A 19,060-nucleotide genomic window follows, 5' to 3' on the forward strand; every position below is an offset into this window, starting at 1 on the left:
TGTATTCAGAGCGGCCTGCGCGCTGGATTTTCCGATGAAAACCAATCCCGAAGGATAGATCGACTGGCCTGGCCGCTGTCTGTCTGCCGAGCAGGCGTACCCTGTGACAGATGGCCTTGACGGCACGGCCGGGGACCGATGAGGGTGCAAGCCCCGTTCAGACCGGAAGCGTTCCATTCCGGCTGCCTGTGCCCGTGACCGCCCTTGATCCGCCCGTTCGCCCTGTCCGTCACCCTTCCCGTCCCGCCCTGCCGAAGGTTCCGATGTCCTCCCCGCCGACGCCTGCCCGCGCCCCGTCCTTTGCCGAGTTTGTCGCCCTGGTCGCGGTGATGATCGCCCTGACGGCTCTGTCCATCGATGTCATGCTGGTGGCACTGCCGGACATTGCGGCCAGCTATGGCGTCACCACGGCCAATGACCGGCAGCTCATCATCACCCTTTACATGGCCGGATTTGCCGTCGGGCAGATTCTCAGCGGCCCGCTGTCCGATCGCTATGGGCGGCGGCCGGTGCTGTTCGTCGGACTTGTGGTGATGGCAGTGGCCGCCCTGCTGGCTGCGCTTGCTCCCAGTTTCCAGCTGCTGCTGGCGGCGCGTTTCCTTCAGGGCCTCGGCGCCTCGGCACCGCGGGTCCTGGCCGTGGCCGTGGTCCGCGACCGCTATGCCGGACGGGAGATGTCGCGGGTGATGTCGTTCGCCATCATGATCTTCGTCGTGGTGCCGGTGCTGGCGCCCAGCGTCGGCGGTGCGGTGCTGCACCTGGGACCCTGGCCCTGGATCTTCGCCCTGATGGGGCTGGGGGCGGTTGCCACGCTGGTCTGGGCCGCGCTGCGCCTGCCGGAGACGCATCCGCCCGAGCGGCGGGTGCCGCTGTCGGCCACGCGCCTGACCGGCATCGTGCTGGAGGTGGTGCGCTGCCGCCGCACCCTGGGCTATACGGTGGCGGCAGGATTCCTGTTCGGCGGCGTGCTGGCCTATGTCTCCAGCGCCCAGCAGCTGTTCGTCGATCTCTATGATCTGGGGGCGCTGTTTCCGCTGATGTTCGGCGGTGTCGCCGTGGTCATGGGGGTGGCCTCGCTGGTCAATTCCAGGCTGGTGATGCAACTGGGCATGCGTCGCGTCTCCCATGTGGGGCTGGTGCTCTATCTCGGCGTCTGGCTGCTTGGCGGGGTGCTGGGCTTCCCCGCGCAGCCGCCGCTGCCGCTGCTGGTGCTGATGCTGGCCGCCGCCTTCTTCTTCTCCGGCTTGGCCATGCCGAACTGCAATGCCCTGGCCATGGAGCCGCTGGGGCATGTGGCCGGCACTGCCTCGTCCTTCATCGGCTTCTTCACCTCGGCGCTGGCGGCATTGGTGGGCTGGATGGTGGGGCAGGCCTTCGACGGGACCGTGCGTCCGCTGCTGGTCGGCTTCGCCGCCGTCGGGGTGTCGGCCCTGCTGGCGGTGTTGCAGACGGAACGCTGGCGGCTGGCCCTGTTCCACACCCCGGCCGACGGGACGGCACGGGGCTAGGGGCACGGCGCCGCAGGCGGGACTTCGGGCGTGGGGCGCACTGGTTTTTCGATTGTGGCGGGCAGATACACCTTTGTCCGCCCGTTCCGCTCGTGGCAGGCCGGGCCTGCCCATACCCGTCCCCGTGAAATGCGGCTGTAACCGGTGGCAAGACCGGTGACGGCCTCGGCGGTGGCATGCTAGATAGCGGTCACCATGGTCGAGCCAACAAAAAGAATCCCAGAGACCGAGCGTTTCCGGCGCAAACGGGACCTGATCATCGATGCCGCCGCCACCGTGATCAATGAGCGGGGCGCCAAGGGCATGACCCTGTTCGATGTGGCGGAGAGCGTCGGGCTCAGCACCACCAGCGTCACCTATTATTTCAAGCGCAAGGAACAGCTGGCCTGTGCCTGCTTCGCCGCCACGCTGGACCGGCTGGAGGCGCTGGTGATCGACGCGGCGACGGAGCCGGACCCGCGCCGCCGCGTGGCCCGCTTCGTCAACCGGCATTTCGATCTGCTGGCGGCCATCCGCCGGGGCGAGGCCCGGCCCATGGCCCGCCTGTCCGACCTGCGCGCCATGGAGGACCCGCTGCGCGGCGACCTGCTGGAGCGCTATTTCGGCATCTTCCGCCGCATCCGCCTGTTGCTGGGCGATGATGGCGGCCGGGAGGACTGGTGGCTGCGCACGGCCCGCACCCATGTGCTGGTGGAAAACCTGTTCTGGTTGCCGGAATGGCTGCCGCGCTACGACGTGGAGGATTACGACCGCGTCCGCCACCGTTTCCTGGAGCTGTTCGAGCGCGGCCTGGCCCCGGAAGGCATGGTCTGGGCGCCCGCCGTCCGGACCCTGACCGATCCGGAGGAGGAGGACGGGGCCAAGCGCAACTTCCTGGCGGCGGCCACGAAGCTGATCAATGAGCGGGGCTATCGCGGTGCCTCGGTCGACCGCATCGCCTCGGAGCTGAATGTCACCAAGGGCAGCTTCTACCATCACCTCGACGCCAAGGACGATCTTGTCCTGGCCTGCTTCCGGCGCAGCCTGGCCACCATCACCCAGGCCCAGCGCGTGGCCCTGACGGAGCCGGGCAGCCACTTCCACCGGCTGGCCACGGCGGCGGCGACGCTGCTGAATGTGCAGTTCGACGAGCAGGCGCCGCTGTTGCGCACCATCGCCCTGCAGGCCCTGCCCATGGATGTGCGGCTGCAGGTGGTGGACCATTCCAACCGCATCGCCCGCCGCTTCGCCGGCATGATGATCGACGGCATCAGCGAGGGATCGGTGGCGACCATCGACCCGCTGGTGGCCAGTCAGGCGGTGATGGCCATGGTCAACGCCTCCTACGAGCTGACGGGCTGGGCGGCCAAGATGCCCAAGGACCGCGCCATCGCCTATTACGCCTCCACCCTGTTCTTCGGGCTGTATGCCGATCGGCCCCGGCTGGGCTGAGCTGGCCGCGGGCCTGGCGGGCGGGCATAGCGTTTCCACCGGCGGACAGAGCCGGCCCGGCTGGAAGGCGTGTGGCCCGGCACGTCATACTGGTTGTCCGTATCCGTCCCTGCCGGCGGTGCGGCGGGGCTGGCTTGACATCCCGCGTCGGGGCGGCCCAAGGTCCGGCCGTGCGCCGGTCGCCCCTGGTTCCCCAAGGTCCGTTGCGCCGGGATGACGAGCATGAGTGAAGCCGCCCTGATCGAGTTCTACCGCCTGGTCCGCGAGGACGAGGCCGTGATGGGCCGGCTCGCCGCCTGCCGCACTCCGGAGGAGCTGGTGGCCGCCGTGGTGGAGGAGAGCGCCCGCCGCGGCCTGAGCGTGGACGCGCCCAGCGTGGAGCTGGCGCTCAGCGATCTGAAATCCTTCATCGATCTGGCCAATGACGATGCCCTGACCGACCTGGAGCTGGAGATCGTCTCCGCCGGGTCCGGGGCCATCGGCGGCTATGGCAGCAAGGACGGCTGGCCCGGCTGAACCAAGGAGAGTTGCGGTGCCGTGGCGGGATCCCATTCTCCCGCCCGGTCTACGCCATCAGCCTTCCCGCGGGCCGTTCTGGTGGCGGCGCGGGGGTTCGCCGAAGCGGTTGCGGTAGGCGGTGATGAAGTTGTTGACGTGGCTGTAGCCCACCTGCCAGGCGATGGCCTTCAACGGCAGCTCCTCCTGGAACAGCAGGCAGCGCGCCTTTTCCAGCCGGGCATTGCGCAGGCATTCGAAGACCGTGACCCCGAACAGGGCCTTGAAGCCCTCGTTCAGGCGCTTCTCGTTCAGCCCGACGGCATCCGCCAGTTGGCGCAACGAGGGCGGGGTGGTGAGATCGGCCAGCAGCCGGTCGCGCGCGTCGGCCACCAGCCTGTGCTCGCGGCGGGACAGACCGTTGTCATCCGCCGGCGGCTGGGCGAGGTCGGCCAGGGCCAGGGCCAGCAACTCCAGGCAGCGTGATTCCAGCATCAGCGTCTGCAGGCCGGGGATGGCGATGCGGTCGACAAACAGGCTGTCCGCCACACGCAGGCACGCGGCCCCGGCGGGCCGGCTGTCCAGCACCGGCTCCGGACCGCATGCCGGATTGTCGTCCGGCAGCAGCGGCCGCAGCATGGAGGCCGACGCATGCACCATGATTCCACGTACCGTCTCGCCGGCGGTCAGCGCCAGATGCAGGCCGCTGTTGCAGCTCCGGACCCGGTGCAGCCGCCCCGTCGTCAACGGCGGCTGCGAGCCCGTGGTGCCACGGGCGTCGGGCAACAGATCGACCCGGCCCTGCAACAGGATGAGCAGATGGTTCCAGGCTCCCGGCGCGGCGTGGCTGACGCGCAGCGGCTGGGCCGGTGCGCCGTCAAGCAGGCTGATGCTCAGGTCCGGGCGCAGGTCATGGCTTTGCCAGAGGCTGTCCCGCCGGGGTTCGGCGGCGGCATGCGCGGAGGGCGGCACATCTCCGATCACCCAGGTCTGATCCACGGCGTCATTCCCTGTGTCAGCCATGCCGGGCCTGAACGGCTTGCCGGCCGAACCGCCGGGCCGCACCACGTCCTTTGGTGGCAGAGCCGGCATATCGCGGGAAGACAGCCACTTTTGCGCAGCGCCGTCGAGGGCGTGCGGGAAAAGATCAACCGGGATTGAGATTCGCCGGCAGAAGGTCAGTCAACGGCCTGGAGGGCCATGACCGTCTCGTTGATGACGCGCAGCAGCACCGGCACATCGATCCGGCCCTCCTGCTCCGCATCCGCCGCCAGCTGGGCCAGTTGCTGTGCGCCCATACCGGCCGCGGTGCCCTTCAGCCGATGGGCGACGGAGCGGAAGGTGCCATCGTCGCCGGCATTGGCCAGCTCGCTCATGTCACGGGCCACCTGGTCATCCAGCATGGTGACGGCCCGGCGCCAGCCCGAGGCACCGATGGCGGCGCGGATGGCATGCACCTGATCGGCGTCGATCAGCGACAGCACCCGGCCGCGGTCGTTGGCGGGGGGGATGGCCTGGACATTGGCCGGTGGCGCGGCTTTCGCCGCCGCATCCCGGACGGTGCTGACGATGGCCGTCAACAGCTTGTCCGGTGTGATGGGCTTGGCCGTGTACCCGTTCATTCCGGCCTCCAGGCAGCGGGCGCGGTCGGCATCGGCGGCATTGGCCGTCAGCGCCAGGATCGGCACGCGGCCCTTGGCGCCGCCCAGGCTGCGGATGCGGCGGGTGGCTTCCAGCCCGTCCATCTCCGGCATCTGCATGTCCATCAGGATCAGGTCAAGGCCGTCCCGGCTGGCCGCATCCACCGCCTCGCGGCCGTTCTGCACCTCGACCACATCATGCCCGGCGCGCTGCAGCATCAGCCGGACGATGTCGCGGTTCATGACACTGTCCTCGGCCACCAGGATGCGCAGGGGGTGAATCCCGGCCGCCGGCCGGGCCGGTGCCGGGAAGTCGGCCGGTGCCACGGGCCGCACGGGGGGCGGCGGCGCAATGACGGCGGGGGCCGGCGCGACCTCACCAGCGGGGAGGATTTCCGCTGCCGGCGGCTCCGCCGGCTCCTCGGCCGCCGGCTCCCAGGGTACGGAGAACCAGAACAGGCTGCCCTGTCCGGGCTGGCTTTCGACCCCGATGCGGCCGCCCAACAGGGTACAGACCTCCCGGCAGATGGCCAGTCCCAGGCCGGTGCCGCCGAAACGGCGGGTGGTGGAGCCGTCGGCCTGGGTAAAGCGCTCGAACAGGCGCGGCAGCACATCGGGCGCGATGCCGATGCCGGTGTCACGGACCTCGCCCCGCAGACAGGCACGGCCGGTCTGGTCGGTATCCGGCCGCAGCCACACCTCCACCCGGCCGGCCGCGGTGAATTTCAGGGCATTGCCGATGAAATTCAGCAGCATCTGGCGGATGCGGCTGCGGTCGGCCCGCAGCCGCGGCGGCAGATCGGGGTCCACCCGCACACTCAGCCCGAGCTGGCGGATCTCCGCTTCCGGCTGGAACAGCGCCTGGATCTCGTCCAGCAGTGCCGCCGGGGCGAAATCCACCGGGTCGGACTCCGCCCGGCCGGATTCCAGCTTCGACAGGTCCAAAATCTCGTCGATGAGCTGGCGGAGCGCTGCACCCGCGGCCAGCGCCATGTCCACCAGCCGCCGCTGCTCCGGCGCCAGCCCCGGCCGCTCGATCAGGCTGAGGGCGCCCAGCACACCATTCAGCGGTGTGCGGATTTCGTGGCTCATGGTGGCCAGGAATTCGCCCTTCAGCCGGCTGACCCGGTCGGCCTCGTCGCGGGCCCGCCGCAGATCGGCTTCCAGCTGGCGATGGGCGGTGACATCGTTGATCATGGCCGTGAAGCAGCGCCGCCCTTCGTCCAGCCAGCCGGACAGCGACACCTCCAGCGGCACCTCCTGGCCGTCGCGCCGTCGCCCTTCCAGCTGGAGCACGGTGCCCGGTAGCGGGGCACGTCCGGTGCGCAGGTAATTGACCAGCCGTTGCAGGTGGCGCGCCGCCTCGAAGCTGCTCATCAGCAGCGTGACGTCGCGGCCCAGCACCTCATCCGGCGCATAGCCGAACAGCCGCTCGGCCGCCGGGTTGAAGCCATCGACGATGCCGGTGTCGTCGATGGTGATGATGGGCTGTCCCGCGGCTTCGAACATGGCGCGGTAGCGCCGTTCGCTGGCTTCCAGGCGGGCGGCGGCCCGGCGGCGCTCGGTGATGTCGCTGGCCGCCCCGCGATAGCCGATGAAGCGGCCGTCGGCGTCGAACACCGGGCGGCCGCTGATCAGCAGCACATGCTCCTCGCCACCGATGCCGAGATGGCCTTCCAGGCCGCGGAAGGCTGTGCGTTGGGATACGGCGGTCCAGATGGCGCGGATATCGGCTTCTCCGGGATGGAAGACATCCATGACGGGCTGTCCCAGGATGGTCGTGTCATCCTGGAGCGAGGGGGCATGGGGGCCGGTGATGCCGGTCAGCCGCAGCTCCGAGTCTGTTTCCCAGAACCAGTCGGAGGCGGTTTCCGCCAGATCGCGGAAGCGCTGCTTGCTCATCTCCAGCCGGGCGGTCTGGGCCCGCAGGTCGGCCTGGGCCTGGAGTTGCTTGCGCGCGAAGCGGGCGGCCACAAGGGCCAAACCCAGGAGGGCCAGGGTACAGGCGGCCGCGACCATGCGATAGAGCAGGGATGTGCGTTGGGCATCGCCCAGGAAGGCCGCCTTGGAGACTCCGGCCACCACCAGCAGCGGATAGCCCGGCAGCTGGCGGAAACTGACCAGCCGTTCGATGCCGTCGATGGCGCTGGTCTGCGTCATGAACCCCGCCATCCGGGTGCGGGCCGCCGCCACCACAGGGCTGCCGCTGAGATCCGCGCCCATGATGGCATCATCCAGCACGGCACGGGCCCTCAGCACGCCGTCCAGGCCCAGGATGGCGATGGTCCCGCCCGGCCCGACATCCACGTCGGCGAAACTGCGGCTGAAATAATAGGGGTCCAGCGACGCCACCACCACGCCGCCGAAGCGACCATCGGCCAGTTCGATGCGCCGCGTCAGCTGGATCGACCATTTGCCCGAGGCGCGGCCGAAAACGGGTTTGCTGATGAACAGCCCCACATCCGCGCGGTCACGGTGGACGCGGAAATGCTCCCGGTCCGACAGGTCGATGCCGGTCTTCGCCCCGGCCACACTGGTCTGGCGCAGCATGCCGTCCGCGCCGATATAGGCCAGCTGCAGCACCGTGTCGGAACTGTCGACGGCGGTGCGCATGATCTTGTCGACATCCGCCATGGCAGCGTCATCCCGCTGCACACCCAGGGCCATGAAACGCAGCGCCTGGTCGGCACCGGCAATGGTGCGGCGCGTCTGCTCCGCGATGGTCTGGGCCAGATTTCCCGTATCACGTTCGGCGCGCTCCAGCGCCTCGCGCATGATACGCTGGTTGAGGGCAGTGGCCGTGATCCACAGGGCCATGATTGCGAGGGCGGTGACCGCCCAGATCGCAATCACCGGCCGATGTCCCCGCAATGCCGCGGAATTGCTCATCTTGAATTGTGTCCAGACCAAACGCTAGCCCAGTGGATAGCTTAACTTTGCCGGCCATCTCCCGGTATCTATGCGAAGGGTGATGGGTTGGACATTGGCGGAGAATTCGCATGCGGACACGGCTCAATGTCCTTGTCATCGACGATGTGCCGGTCAACCGCTTTCTGCTGGAGAGCATTGCGGGAGAGATCGGGGGACTGCAGGTCTCCAGCGCGTCCGACGGCGCCGAGGCCCTGGACTGGTGCCGGCGGAACCAGGCCGATGTGGTGGTCGTTGACTGGATGATGCCGGGTATGGACGGCTTCGCCTTCCTTCAGGCGTTCCGGGCCGATCCCGCCAACGAAGGCGTGCCCGTGGTCATGATCACGGCCAATGACGACCGGGCCGTGCGACAAAAGGCGCTGGATCTGGGAGCCAACGATTTCCTGGTCCGACCGCTGCAGCCGGCGGAGGTGCGTGGCCGCCTGCGCAATATGCTGACGTTGCGCCGGGCTCATCTGGCCTTGGCGCATCAGGCCCAGGTGCTGTCCGAGCAGGTGGCGGCGGCCACGGCCCAGCTCCGCGCGCGCGAACGTGAACTGGTGTCGCGCCTGGCCGGCGCCCTGGAGCATCGCGACCCGGAGACCGGGGCCCATGTGGTGCGGATGGCGCTCTACTCCCGGCTGATCGCCGAGCGGCTGGGATTGCCGGCCGAGTTCCAGGAGATGCTGCTGGCCGCAGCCCCCATGCATGACATCGGCAAGGTCGGCATTCCCGACTACATCCTGTTGAAGCCGGGCCGGCTGACGCCGGACGAACTCACCATCATGCGGCGGCACGCCGAACTGGGCGGCCGCATCCTCGATGGCAGCGAGTCGGAGCTGGTGCGCATGGCCCAGCGCATCGCCATGGGTCACCACGAGAAGTGGGACGGGACCGGTTATCCCCAGGGACTGTCCGGCACCGCCATTCCCATCGAGGCCCGCATCGTGGCCGTCGCGGACGTCTTCGATGCCCTGACCTCGGAGCGGCCCTACAAGCCGGCCTGGTCGCTGGAGGAGGCGCGCGCCCATCTGCTGGCGCTCCGTGGCGCCCATTTCGATCCGGACTGTGTCGACGCCTTTCTGGCGGGTTGGGACAAAGTGTTGCAGATCCGCACGGAGCATGCCGATCCCGTAACGGCCAGCCTCGCCGATGATTGAAAGAGCGGCGAAGTGCAACATGACAAGAATTTCATCATGGCGTTAAGCCTGACGAAAGGCGCATGGGTGCATTCCCTCGGGCCAAGACCAAACCGTCCCTCGGCCCCCCATGCTACGCGCGTCCTTTGTCGAGCCGATAATGCAGGCCAAAGCGTCTGACCCGCCATCCCCACCCGCCCTGCATCCGCTGTTGCGCCGGGCACGCCAGATCCTGCCCTGGACCGTGGCCGGCCTGCTGGCCGTGATCGGGTGGCTGGTGCTGCACCGGCAGCTGGCCAGCCTGGACCATGACGAGCTGATGGTGGCACTGTCGTCCACCTCCTGGTCGGCTCTGGCGGTGGCCCTGCTGCTGACCATCGCCAATTACATCTGCCTGGTCGGCTACGATCTGACCGGCCTGCACTGGATCGATCCCAAGGTGCCGCGGCGGGCCGGAGTCCTGGCCGGGATCATCGGCTTCGCCTTCAGCAACACCATCAGTTTCACCGCCCTCAGCGGTGGGGCCGTGCGCTACCGCATCTACACCGCGGCCGGCATGCGTCCCATGGATGTGGCCCGCATTGTCGTCTTCGTCGCCAGCTCCTTCATGATCGGCGTGTCCGCCGTGGGCAGCATCGGTCTGCTGCTGGCCCCCTGGCGGGCGGCCACGGCCTTCCATGTGGCGGATTGGGTGGTGCAGGCGGTGGCGCTGGTCATCGCCGTGGCCCTGCTGCTGCTGATCGTGGCGGCGGCCCTGCTGCGCAACGGTATCCAGTTCCGGGGCCGCACCATCCATCTGCCCAGCCCCGGCATCCTGATCCTGCAGCTGGTCATCTCCAGCCTGGATGTGCTGCTGTCGGCGTCGGTGCTGTATGTGCTGCTGCCGGCCGATACCGGGATCGGTCTGGGGGCCTTCCTCGGGGTCTACAGCGCCGCCATCGTGCTGGGGCTGGCCAGCCATGTCCCGGGCGGGCTGGGGGTGTTCGACGGCATCGTGCTGGCGGCCCTGTCCGGCCATGCGCCGCTGGAGTCGCTGGCCGGCGCCCTGATCCTGTACCGGGTCATCTATTATCTGCTGCCGCTGGCCTTCGGCGCGCTGCTGTTTCTGGTGCATGAACTGACCGACCGCAGGCATCGTCTGGTCTTCCTGCTCCGGCATCCGCGCATCGGTGCCGCCTATCGGCTGCTGCGCAGTCAGGCCCCGCGGATCGGCGCCGTGCTGGCGGTAACGGCCGGCGCCATCCTGCTGGCGTCGGGGTCGCTGCCGGCGACGCCGGGTCGCGTGCGCGTGGTGGCGCATCTGGTGACGCTGCCCGTGGTCGAGGTCTCGCACGTGCTGGCCAGTGTGGCCGGGCTGGGACTGGTGCTGGTGGGCTACGGCCTGTTCCGGCGCATCGATTCCGCCTGGCTCCTGGCCCAGGCCCTGTTGTCGGCCGGCATCATCCTGTCGCTGCTGAAGGGCTTCGACTATGAGGAGGCGACGCTTCTGGTCGGCCTCATGGGACTGCTCTGGCTGGCGCGCGGCGAGTTCTATCGCCGGGGCCGGCTGACGGACCTGCGGCTGACGCCGGGCTGGCTGCTGGCCGCCGCCGCCGCCATCGGTGGCGCCACCTGGCTGACGCTGTTCTCCTACGAGCATGTGGAATACCGCGACAGCCTGTGGTGGCACTTCGCCGTTCATGCCGATGCGCCGCGTTCGCTGCGGGCGCTGGTGGTGACGGCGGCGGCACTATTGGCCATCGGCCTGCGCCAGATGATGCGACCGGCCGCGGCCAAGCTGACCGGGCCACTGATCGCCGATCTGCAGGATGCCCGGCGCATCCTGACCACCTCGCCGCGGACCGAGGGCTGGCTGGTGCTGCCGGGGGACAAGGCGCTGCTGTTCTCAGACGACCGGCGTGCCTTCCTGATGTATGCCGTGCGCGGCGGCAACTGGATCATGCTGGGCGATCCCGTGGGGCCGCGCGATGCCTGGCCGGCCCTGGTCTGGCAACTGCGTGAGAAGGCGGACCGCCACGGTGCCCGCATGGCCGCCTATCAGGTGCGGCCGGACAGCCTGCCCGTCTATATCGATGTGGGGCTGATGCCGGTGAAGATCGGCGAGGAGGCCCGCATTCCCCTGACGGGCTTCAGTGTCGAGGGGCCGGAGCGTCGCGATCTCCGCTATGCGCTGCGCCGGGGCGAGAAGGACGGGCTCCGGTTCGCGCTGGTGCCGCCGGACGGGGTTCCGGCCATCCTGGACGAGATGCGGGCCGTGTCCGACGCCTGGCTCGATCATCGCCGGGCCCGCGAGAAGGGCTTCTCCGTCGGCTTTTTCGATGACGACTACATGCGGAGCTGCACCCAGGCCGTGGTGTGGGAGAATGACCGCATGGTGGCCTTCGCCAACCTGTGGACCGGCGCCCGCGCCCCTGGTCTTGATGCGGAGTTGAGCATCGATCTGATGCGTCACCGGGACAGCCAGTCGGCAGTCGTCATGGACTTCCTGTTCGCCAAGCTGATGCTGTGGGGCGCCGCCGAGGGGTTCGCCTGGTTCAATCTGGGGATGGCGCCCCTGTCCGGCCTGTCCGGCCGGCCGCTGGCCCCGCTATGGCAGCGCATCGGCGCCTTCCTGTTCGCCCGGGGTGAGCCCTTCTATGGCTTCCGCGGGTTGCGCAGCTACAAGGAGAAATTCCGGCCGGTGTGGGAACCGCGCTACCTCTGCTGCCATGGCGGGCTGGCCCCCGCCACCGTGCTGGCGGATGTGGCCGCCCTGGTTTCCGGCGGGCTGGACGGGGTGATCCGGAAATGATGCGTTATCTTCGTCCCCAGAGCTGGCGCCATCTGCTGGTGCTGCTGCTGGCCGGAACGGCGGTCATCGCCCTGGTCCTGGCCGGGATCGTGTCGTTGTGGACCGCCGCCCGCATCCGCACCCAGTCCTTCAATGCCGGGGAATTCGGCGAGGTCCAGCTGTTCCAGCCTGCGGCCAGCAGCGGCCGGGTGGTGGTGCTGGTCTCCGACAGCGATGGCTGGTCCCACGCCGACACGCGGCAGGCCAAGCGTCTGGCCAAGGCCGGCGCCATCGTCGTCGGACTGGATCTGGCCGACCTGTTGCCGCGGCTGAACGAACAGACCGAGGGCTGCCACTGGATCTCCGGCGATCTGGAGGCGGTCAGCCGTGCCGTGCAGCAGGCCCGCGGCTTCACCCGCTATCACCCGCCGGTGCTGGTCGGGCGTGGCGATGGCGGCATGCTGGTGCTGGGGGCGGCCGCGCAGGCCCTGCCGCGCATGTTCGCCGGGGCCGTCGTCACCGAACTGGACCGGGTGCTGCCGTTGAAGGCGCCGATCTGCCTGGACCAGGCGCCGAGTCAAAGCGCGGACGGCCCGCTCTATCCGCTGCCGGCCTCTCCCAACACGCCGGTGACGCTGCTGCGTGCCACCGGCGACGACGATCCGGGTCCGCTGCCCGACGGCCTGCGGCGTGAGGACCAGGATGGCGAGGATCTGGCCGAGCAGGTGGCCGACATTGCCATTCGGCTGGACGGCATCGGCCCGCAGCCCGATCCGGTGGCCGGCATTCCGGTTGTGGAGATCCCGGCCGAGGCCGACGTCAAGGATGCCGTGGACGCCGACACTCTGGCCATCATCTGGTCCGGTGATGGCGGCTGGCGCGATATCGACAGCAGCATGGGCGATGCCCTGGCCGCCCGCGGCATCCCCGTGGCCGGCATCGACAGTTTCGAGTATTTCTGGCACACGCGCACGCCGGACGAGATGGCCCGCGACCTGGACCGGCTGATCCGCCACTATACCGGCCTGTGGGGGCGGCATAAGGTGTTGCTGATCGGCTATTCCTTCGGCGCGGACACGCTGCCCTTCGCCGTCAGCCGGCTGTCTGACGAGGACAAGGCCGCGCTGCGGCTGCTGGGCCTGCTGTCGCCCTCGCGCGGTGCCGACTTCCAGATCAATGTGGCCGCCTATCTCGGCAACAGCGACGAAGGGGCCTTCCCGCTGATGCCGGAGATGGCGAAGCTGTCGGGCCTGCCCATCGCCTGTATCTATGGCGAGGAGGATGCCGATGACAGCCTGTGTACGGTCCCGGACTTCAAGGCCGACCATATCCTGAAGCTGGCCGGCGGCCACCATTTCGATGGCGACTATGACGGGCTTCTGGACCGGCTGCTGGCCGCGGCCGGGATTGCCCCTTCCGCCGCCAGCGGAGAGAAGCAGAGCAACGCCGGCGCGCGATGATGCGGCTTGGGGCGGCTCCAGGCCGTGGAGTAGGCTCGCCCGAGCGGAAGGGGAAGCCATCGCATGTCCGATCGGAAAAGCATCGCGCGCTATCGCAGCAATCTCCAGGGTGAGGTGGACGGGGCCGCGCTCTATCGGGCGCTGGCGGCTGCCGAAGGCGATCCCCGGCTGGCGGACGTCTTCAACCGGCTGGCCGCGGTGGAGGAAGCACATGCCGATTTCTGGCGGCGGCGGCTGGCCGCGGCCGGGGCGGCGGTGACGCTGCGCCCGTCGCCACGGGTCCGCATCCTGGCCTGGCTGGCCCGGCGCTTCGGCACGGCCTTCGTGCTGCCGGCGATCACGGCGACGGAGGTGCAGAGCAGCGCCGTCTATGATGACCAGCCCGAGGCGCGCACGGCCGGCATGGCCGAGGACGAACGCTCCCATGCCCGGCTGATGCAGGCAGCGGCCGGGCGTGACGGGCTGGCCGGTCCGACCCTGGCCATGCTGGAGGGCCGGCACCGCGGCGGTGGCGGCAATGCCCTGCGCGCCGCCGTGCTGGGCGCCAATGACGGGCTGGTGTCGAACCTCAGCCTAGTCATGGGCATGGCCGGGCTGGCCGCCGACGAGCGCACGGTGCTGCTGGCCGGACTTGCCGGTCTGGTCGCCGGGGCCGGCTCCATGGCCATGGGCGAGTGGCTCTCGGTCACCAGCGCCCGCGAGCTGTACCAGAGCCAGATTGCCACTGAGGCGGCGGAGCTGAAGGCCGTGCCGGAAGAGGAGAAGCAGGAGCTGGTGCTGATCTATCAGGCCAAGGGGCTGGGCGAGGCCCAGGCCCGGGCCCTGGCCGACCGGCTGATGGCCGATGAGAAGACGGCGCTGGACACGCTGGCGCGCGAGGAGCTGGGCGTGGACCCGGATGAGCTGGGCGGGTCGGCCGGTGCGGCGGCGCTGTCGTCGTTCCTGCTGTTCGCCCTGGGCGCCATCTTCCCCGTCGCCCCCTACATGCTGTTGCAGGGGCAGGCGGCCTTCATCGGAGCGCTGGCCAGCAGCGGGCTGGCGCTGGTGCTGGTCGGGGCCGGCACCAGCCTGTTCACCGGCCGGCCGGTGACTCTGTCGGCCCTGCGCCAGCTGCTGATCGGCTTGGCTGCCGCCGGCCTGACCTATGGGCTGGGCCGCGCCGCCGGGGTGCTGGTGGGGTGAGGCAGGCGGCCGGGAGACATCATCGATCGCGCGCGCTCACCGTCCCAGCGCGGCCACGGCCTGTCGTGGATTGTCGGTGAAGATCCCGTCCACGCCCAGACCGCGCAGCGCCCTGATTTCGCCGGCCAGATCACCGGCCAGGGCGGGGAAGCGCGGGTCCGCGGCATCGCCGCGGCGCAGGGGCACCGGCAGAAAGTAGTTTTCGACGCGCAGGGTCCAGACATGCACCCGCAGCCCGGCCTTGTGCGCCCGCGCCACCAGATCGGTGGGCGTGCTCCAGTGATTGTCATCGTCGCGCGGCAACAACAGTCCCTTTTCGGCGCCCAGCCCGTCGGCATAGCTGGCGATCTCCGCCAGCCCGGCATCGGTCAGCAGGTCGGGGCTGCCGCGCCGGTCGCCGGCCGCCACCAGATCATAGGGCGGGGTGGCGGCCTCGATCAGCTGCACCAGCGGCAGATCGGTCATTTTCCGCAGTGCCTTGAGATTGGCCGTCTCGAAGGACTGGATAAAGACCGGGGCATCGTGGCCGCGATAGCCGGCCTTGTGCAGCGTCTCCACCAGCCGTGGTTCCAGCGCCAGTCCGATGGACTGGAAATAGCCGGGGTGCTTGGTCTCGGGATAGAGGCCGATGCGGCGGCCGGTCTCCGCCTCCTTGCGCCGGATCAGGGCGATGATCTCGTCCAGGGTGGGAATGGATTCGTGCCCGTCATAGGCGGTGTTCTGCGGCCGCAGCTGGGGCAGGCGCTCGCGTGCCCGCAGCGTCTTCAGCTCGTCCAGGGTGAAATCCTCGGTGAACCAGCCGGTGACGCTGCGCCCGTCGATGATCTTGGTGGTGCGCCGGTCGGTGAATTCCGCATGGTCGGCCACGTCGGTGGTGCCGGAGATCTCATTCTCGTGCCGGGCCACCAGCATACCGTCGCGGGTCGCCACCAGATCCGGCTCGATGAAGTCGGCGCCCAGGTCGATGGCCAGGCTGTAGCTCATCAGGGTATGTTCCGGCCGCTCGCCGCTGGCGCCGCGATGGGCGATGACCAGCATGTCGGCCGCGGCCGGGCCGCACAGCCCCAGCAGGGCGGGGATCAGACCGGCCAGCAGCGGCAGAAGCCGGCGCAGCGGGCGAAGACGGGCGTGGTGGTTGCGCATGGAGCCTCCCCTGGGCAGGCCCGGTGCCCGACCCTTAAAAAAAATCGACCCCGCCGGTTGGACGGGGTCGTTCAAGGTTGAACAGGGCGAACGGTTCCGGGTGGAACCGGCTTCGGGGGGCTTCATACGCGGACTTGGTGACGTGCGTATTACAGCCGCCGCCGCCCGGCGGATGGCTGCCCTCCGTCCTGGACAGGGCTTGGACATGGAAACACCGGCCGCGAGGGGCCGGTGTTCCAAACAGACGCAGCGGACGTTGCCATAGGCCCCGCATCAATGCGCCGGACCGGGCGCCGTGGCGGCCACCTCCGCCATTTCGGCCTCGCGCGCCCGGGTGCGGGCGGCGCCATGGTCCTGGGCCAGGAAGGTATAGACCATGGGCAGCACGAACAGGGTGAACAGCGTGCCGATCATCAGGCCGCAGACGATGACCACGCCGATGCTGAAGCGGCTGGCCGCACCGGCGCCGCTGGCCATCAGCATGGGCACGAGACCCATGACCATGGCGGCAGTGGTCATGAGGATCGGCCGCAACCGCACCTGGGCCGCCCGCTCGATGGCGGCCCGCCGGTCCAGCCCCTGCTCATGCTGGAGCTGGTTGGCGAAGGACACCATCAGGATGCCGTGCTTGCTGATGAGGCCGATCAGCGTGACCAGACCGACCTGGGAGTAGATGTTCAGCGTCGCCATGCCGAGGAACAGCGGCAGCAGCGCGCCGCAGACCGACAGCGGCACCGTCACCAGCACCACCAGCGGATCGCGCCAGCTTTCATACTGGGCGGCCAGCACCAGGAAGATCACCAGCAGCGCGAAGGCGAAGGTGACGGTGAGCTGGCTGCCTTCCTGCACGTACTGGCGGGAATCGCCCAGCCAGTCCAGCCGCAGCCCTTCCGGCAGCAGGGCCGGGGCCTCCTGCTGCAGGAACTTCACGGCGTCGCCCACGGTGACGCCCGGCATCGGCATGGCCTGGAAGGTGGCGGAGTTCAGCTGGTTGAACTGGGTCAGGGCGTTGGGGTCGGTGCGCGTCTCCGCCGTGACCACGGCCGACAGCGGCACGTTCTCGCCGCTGGCGCTCCGGACATAGTAGCGGGTCAGATCCTCCGGCGTCAGGCGCAGGGCACGCGGCACCTGCGGGATGACCTCGTAGGAGCGGCCGAACAGGTCGAAGCGGTTGACATAATTGCCGCCCAGCAGCGTGGACAGGGTGCCCGCGATCTCCTGCAGGGTGATGCCCAGCTCGTTGGCCTTCAGACTGTCCACCGACAGGCGGATGCCGGGCAGGTCGAAGCGCAGGTCGCTGTCGGTGACGATGAACAGGCCGCTGGCCTGGGCCTTGTGTTTGATCTCCTCCATGGCCAGGAACAGGGTGCTGTAATCCGCCGTGCCATAGACCACCATCTGCACCGGCAGGCCGCCGGCGCTGCCCGGCAGGGCCGCGGGCGCGAACAGGAAGATCTGCACGCCCGGTACGGCGCCGAGCTTCCCCTGCACCTCCTGCATCAGGGCCTTGGCCGACTTGTCCCGCTCACCCCAGGGCTTCAGGATGGCGCCGACGAAACCCTGGTTGGAGGTGGGCTCACCGAAGATGGCGAATCGCGTCGTCACCTCCGGCACATCGGTGAAGACCTTGTCGATGGTCTTGGCATAGGCCGTCATGTAGTCGATGTTGGCGTATTGCGGGCCTTTGGCCACGCCCAGCAGCACGCCCTGGTCCTCCTCCGGCGCCAGCTCGGTCTGGGTGTTCTGGAACAGGAACACCACGGTGCCCAGAATGGCGGCGGCGAACAGCAGGGTGACCGGACGCCAGTTCAAGGTGGCGTGCAGCCGGCGGCCATAGGCGGCCTCGAGCCGGCCGAAGGTGTGGTCCACGCGCTGGGTGAAGGGGCCGTGCAGCATCTGCCGGTTCAGCAGCAGAGACGACATCATCGGCGACAGCGTCAGCGCCACAATACCGGAGATCAGCACCGACCCGGCCAGGGTGAAGGCGAACTCCCTGAACAGCGAGCCGGTGACACCGCCCAGGAAGCCGATGGGGGCGTACACGGCCGCCAGGGTGATGGTCATGGCGACGACGGGGCCGGCGATTTCCCGTGCGCCGACCAGGGCCGCCTGCAGCGGCGTCAGCCCCTCCTCGATATGGCGGTAGACGTTCTCCACCACGACGATGGCATCGTCCACCACCAGACCGATGGCCAGGACGAAGGCCAGCAGTGTCAGCAGGTTGAGGCTGAAGCCCAGGGCCAGCATCAGCGCCGCCGCCCCCACCAGCGACAGCGGGATCGTCACCAGCGGGATCAGCACCGAGCGGAAGGAGCCCAGGAACAGGAAGATCACCACCACGACGATGGCAACGGCTTCACCCAGCGTGTGGATCACGTCGTCGATGGAGGCCTGGATGAACTGGGTGCTGTCATAGGCCACGTCCATCTTCACGCCCGGCGGCAGGGTGCCGGCGATCTGGGGCATGATGCGCCGGATCTCGGCCACCACGTTCAGCGGGTTGCCGGTCGGCGTCACCTCGATGCCGATGAACACGGCGTTCTCGCCGCTGAAGGCCACATACTGGTCGGCGGATTTCGGTCCCAGCTCCACCTCGGCCACGTCGGACAGGCGGACGACGCTGCCGTCGGCGGCCTTGATGACGAGGTTGCGGAACTCGGCCTCCGAGCGCAGGCCGGTGTTGGTGGTGATGTCGGCGGCGGTGAAATAGCCTTTCTGCTGGCCCGGAGCCGCCTGCACATTGTTGGCCTGCAGCGCCGTGGAGACATCCGCCGCGGTGATGCCGCGGCCCGCCATGCGCGCCGGGTCGAGCCAGATGCGCATGGCGAAGGTCTGTCCGCCCAGCGCACTGGCGCTGGCCACGCCCGGCACGGTGGCCAGGACCGGCTGCACCTCACGGCTGAGATAGTCGGCGATGGCCGCCAGCGACAGGCTGGAACTGGAGAAGCTGAGATAGAGGGCGGACACCGTCTCGCCGGTGGATTTGGTGATGACGGGGTCGTTGGCGCCCTGGGGCAGCAGATAGCGCACCTGCTGCACCTTCGACATCACGTCGGTCATGGCGACGTTGGGATCGAAGTTCAGACGGATATGCGCCTGCACCGTGCTGACGCCCAGGGTCGAGGTGGAGGTGATGTAATCCACGCCCTCGGCCCCGGCCACGGCCTGCTGCATGGGCGTGGTGATGAAGCCCTGCATCAGCTCGGCGGTGGCGCCGGAATAGGCGGTGGTGACGGTGATGACGGTGGAGGAAACCTCGGGGTACTGCCGCACGGGCAGGGCGAAGATGGCGCGCAGACCGACCAGCAGGATCAGGATACTGACCACTGCCGCCAGGACCGGGCGCCGGACGAAGATATCGGTGAAGCGCATGGCGCTGTCC

11 protein-coding genes are annotated in these 19,060 nt (G+C 68.9%); 7 read left to right on the top strand and 4 right to left on the bottom strand.

Going from position 1 to position 19,060, the window contains the following annotated elements:
• Positions 1 to 263 precede the first annotated feature (263 nt).
• From DK368_RS05205 to DK368_RS05215, 3 genes are all read left to right on the top strand, one after another.
• Positions 264 to 1,508 (top strand): multidrug effflux MFS transporter, encoded by a 1,245-nt coding sequence (locus DK368_RS05205; protein WP_114392688.1) that lies wholly within the window; start codon positions 264 to 266, stop codon positions 1,506 to 1,508.
• Positions 1,509 to 1,703: 195 nt separating this feature from the next.
• On the top strand, positions 1,704 to 2,939 hold the full coding sequence (locus DK368_RS05210; RefSeq protein ID WP_114392690.1) for a TetR/AcrR family transcriptional regulator: 1,236 nt from the start codon (positions 1,704 to 1,706) through the stop codon (positions 2,937 to 2,939).
• Positions 2,940 to 3,161: 222 nt separating this feature from the next.
• The gene (locus DK368_RS05215) at positions 3,162 to 3,455 is read left to right on the top strand and encodes a Nif11-like leader peptide family natural product precursor (protein ID WP_162305875.1); all 294 of its coding nucleotides are present in this window, start codon (positions 3,162 to 3,164) and stop codon (positions 3,453 to 3,455) included.
• Between the two features lie 57 nt (positions 3,456 to 3,512).
• On the opposite strand, the gene DK368_RS05220 is transcribed toward DK368_RS05215, so the two are convergent.
• Both DK368_RS05220 and DK368_RS05225 read right to left on the bottom strand, forming a co-directional pair.
• Positions 3,513 to 4,433 carry a helix-turn-helix transcriptional regulator gene (locus tag DK368_RS05220; protein WP_162305876.1) on the bottom strand — a complete coding sequence of 307 codons (921 nt, stop codon included), beginning with the start codon at positions 4,431 to 4,433 and terminating at the stop codon, positions 3,513 to 3,515.
• A gap of 179 nt (positions 4,434 to 4,612) precedes the next feature.
• Positions 4,613 to 7,927 carry a PAS domain S-box protein gene (locus DK368_RS05225; RefSeq protein WP_162305877.1) on the bottom strand — a complete coding sequence of 1,105 codons (3,315 nt, stop codon included), beginning with the start codon at positions 7,925 to 7,927 and terminating at the stop codon, positions 4,613 to 4,615.
• 146 nt (positions 7,928 to 8,073) lie between these two features.
• Here DK368_RS05225 and DK368_RS05230 point away from each other — a divergent pair, with 146 nt between their 5' ends.
• From DK368_RS05230 to DK368_RS05245, 4 genes are all read left to right on the top strand, one after another.
• Positions 8,074 to 9,144: an HD domain-containing phosphohydrolase gene (locus DK368_RS05230; RefSeq protein WP_114392697.1), complete on the top strand. Its 1,071-nt coding sequence runs from the start codon at positions 8,074 to 8,076 to the stop codon at positions 9,142 to 9,144.
• A gap of 190 nt (positions 9,145 to 9,334) precedes the next feature.
• On the top strand, positions 9,335 to 11,914 hold the full coding sequence (gene mprF / locus DK368_RS05235) for a bifunctional lysylphosphatidylglycerol flippase/synthetase MprF (protein WP_162305878.1): 2,580 nt from the start codon (positions 9,335 to 9,337) through the stop codon (positions 11,912 to 11,914).
• Positions 11,911 to 13,353: an AcvB/VirJ family lysyl-phosphatidylglycerol hydrolase gene (locus DK368_RS05240; protein ID WP_155524478.1), complete on the top strand. Its 1,443-nt coding sequence runs from the start codon at positions 11,911 to 11,913 to the stop codon at positions 13,351 to 13,353. The genes mprF and DK368_RS05240 overlap by 4 nt, the downstream gene beginning before the upstream one ends.
• Positions 13,354 to 13,416: 63 nt before the next feature.
• A complete protein-coding gene (locus DK368_RS05245; RefSeq protein ID WP_114392703.1) occupies positions 13,417 to 14,535 on the top strand; it encodes a VIT1/CCC1 transporter family protein in 1,119 nt (372 codons plus the stop codon).
• A gap of 36 nt (positions 14,536 to 14,571) precedes the next feature.
• On the opposite strand, the gene DK368_RS05250 is transcribed toward DK368_RS05245, so the two are convergent.
• The gene (locus DK368_RS05250; protein WP_114392705.1) at positions 14,572 to 15,678 is read right to left on the bottom strand and encodes a glycerophosphodiester phosphodiesterase; all 1,107 of its coding nucleotides are present in this window, start codon (positions 15,676 to 15,678) and stop codon (positions 14,572 to 14,574) included.
• A 273-nt stretch (positions 15,679 to 15,951) separates the two neighbouring features.
• A complete protein-coding gene (locus DK368_RS05255; protein WP_114392707.1) occupies positions 15,952 to 19,050 on the bottom strand; it encodes a multidrug efflux RND transporter permease subunit in 3,099 nt (1,032 codons plus the stop codon).
• Between the last annotated feature and the right edge of the window lie 10 nt (positions 19,051 to 19,060).

The sequence above is a fragment of the Oleisolibacter albus genome (genome assembly GCF_003336875.1).
Lineage (GTDB): Bacteria > Pseudomonadota > Alphaproteobacteria > Azospirillales > Azospirillaceae > Niveispirillum > Niveispirillum album.

What these genes read in the sequence shown, in the direction of transcription:
- DK368_RS05205 (WP_114392688.1), top strand. Translation starts at nt 264, where the DNA reads ATGTCCTCCCCGCCGACGCCTGCCCGCGCCCCGTCCTTTGCCGAGTTT.
- DK368_RS05210 (WP_114392690.1), top strand. Translation starts at nt 1,704, where the DNA reads ATGGTCGAGCCAACAAAAAGAATCCCAGAGACCGAGCGTTTCCGGCGC.
- DK368_RS05215 (WP_162305875.1), top strand. Translation starts at nt 3,162, where the DNA reads ATGAGTGAAGCCGCCCTGATCGAGTTCTACCGCCTGGTCCGCGAGGAC.
- DK368_RS05230 (WP_114392697.1), top strand. Translation starts at nt 8,074, where the DNA reads ATGCGGACACGGCTCAATGTCCTTGTCATCGACGATGTGCCGGTCAAC.
- DK368_RS05240 (WP_155524478.1), top strand. Translation starts at nt 11,911, where the DNA reads ATGATGCGTTATCTTCGTCCCCAGAGCTGGCGCCATCTGCTGGTGCTG.
- DK368_RS05245 (WP_114392703.1), top strand. Translation starts at nt 13,417, where the DNA reads ATGTCCGATCGGAAAAGCATCGCGCGCTATCGCAGCAATCTCCAGGGT.
- DK368_RS05250 (WP_114392705.1), bottom strand. Translation starts at nt 15,678, where the DNA reads ATGCGCAACCACCACGCCCGTCTTCGCCCGCTGCGCCGGCTTCTGCCG.
- DK368_RS05255 (WP_114392707.1), bottom strand. Translation starts at nt 19,050, where the DNA reads ATGCGCTTCACCGATATCTTCGTCCGGCGCCCGGTCCTGGCGGCAGTG.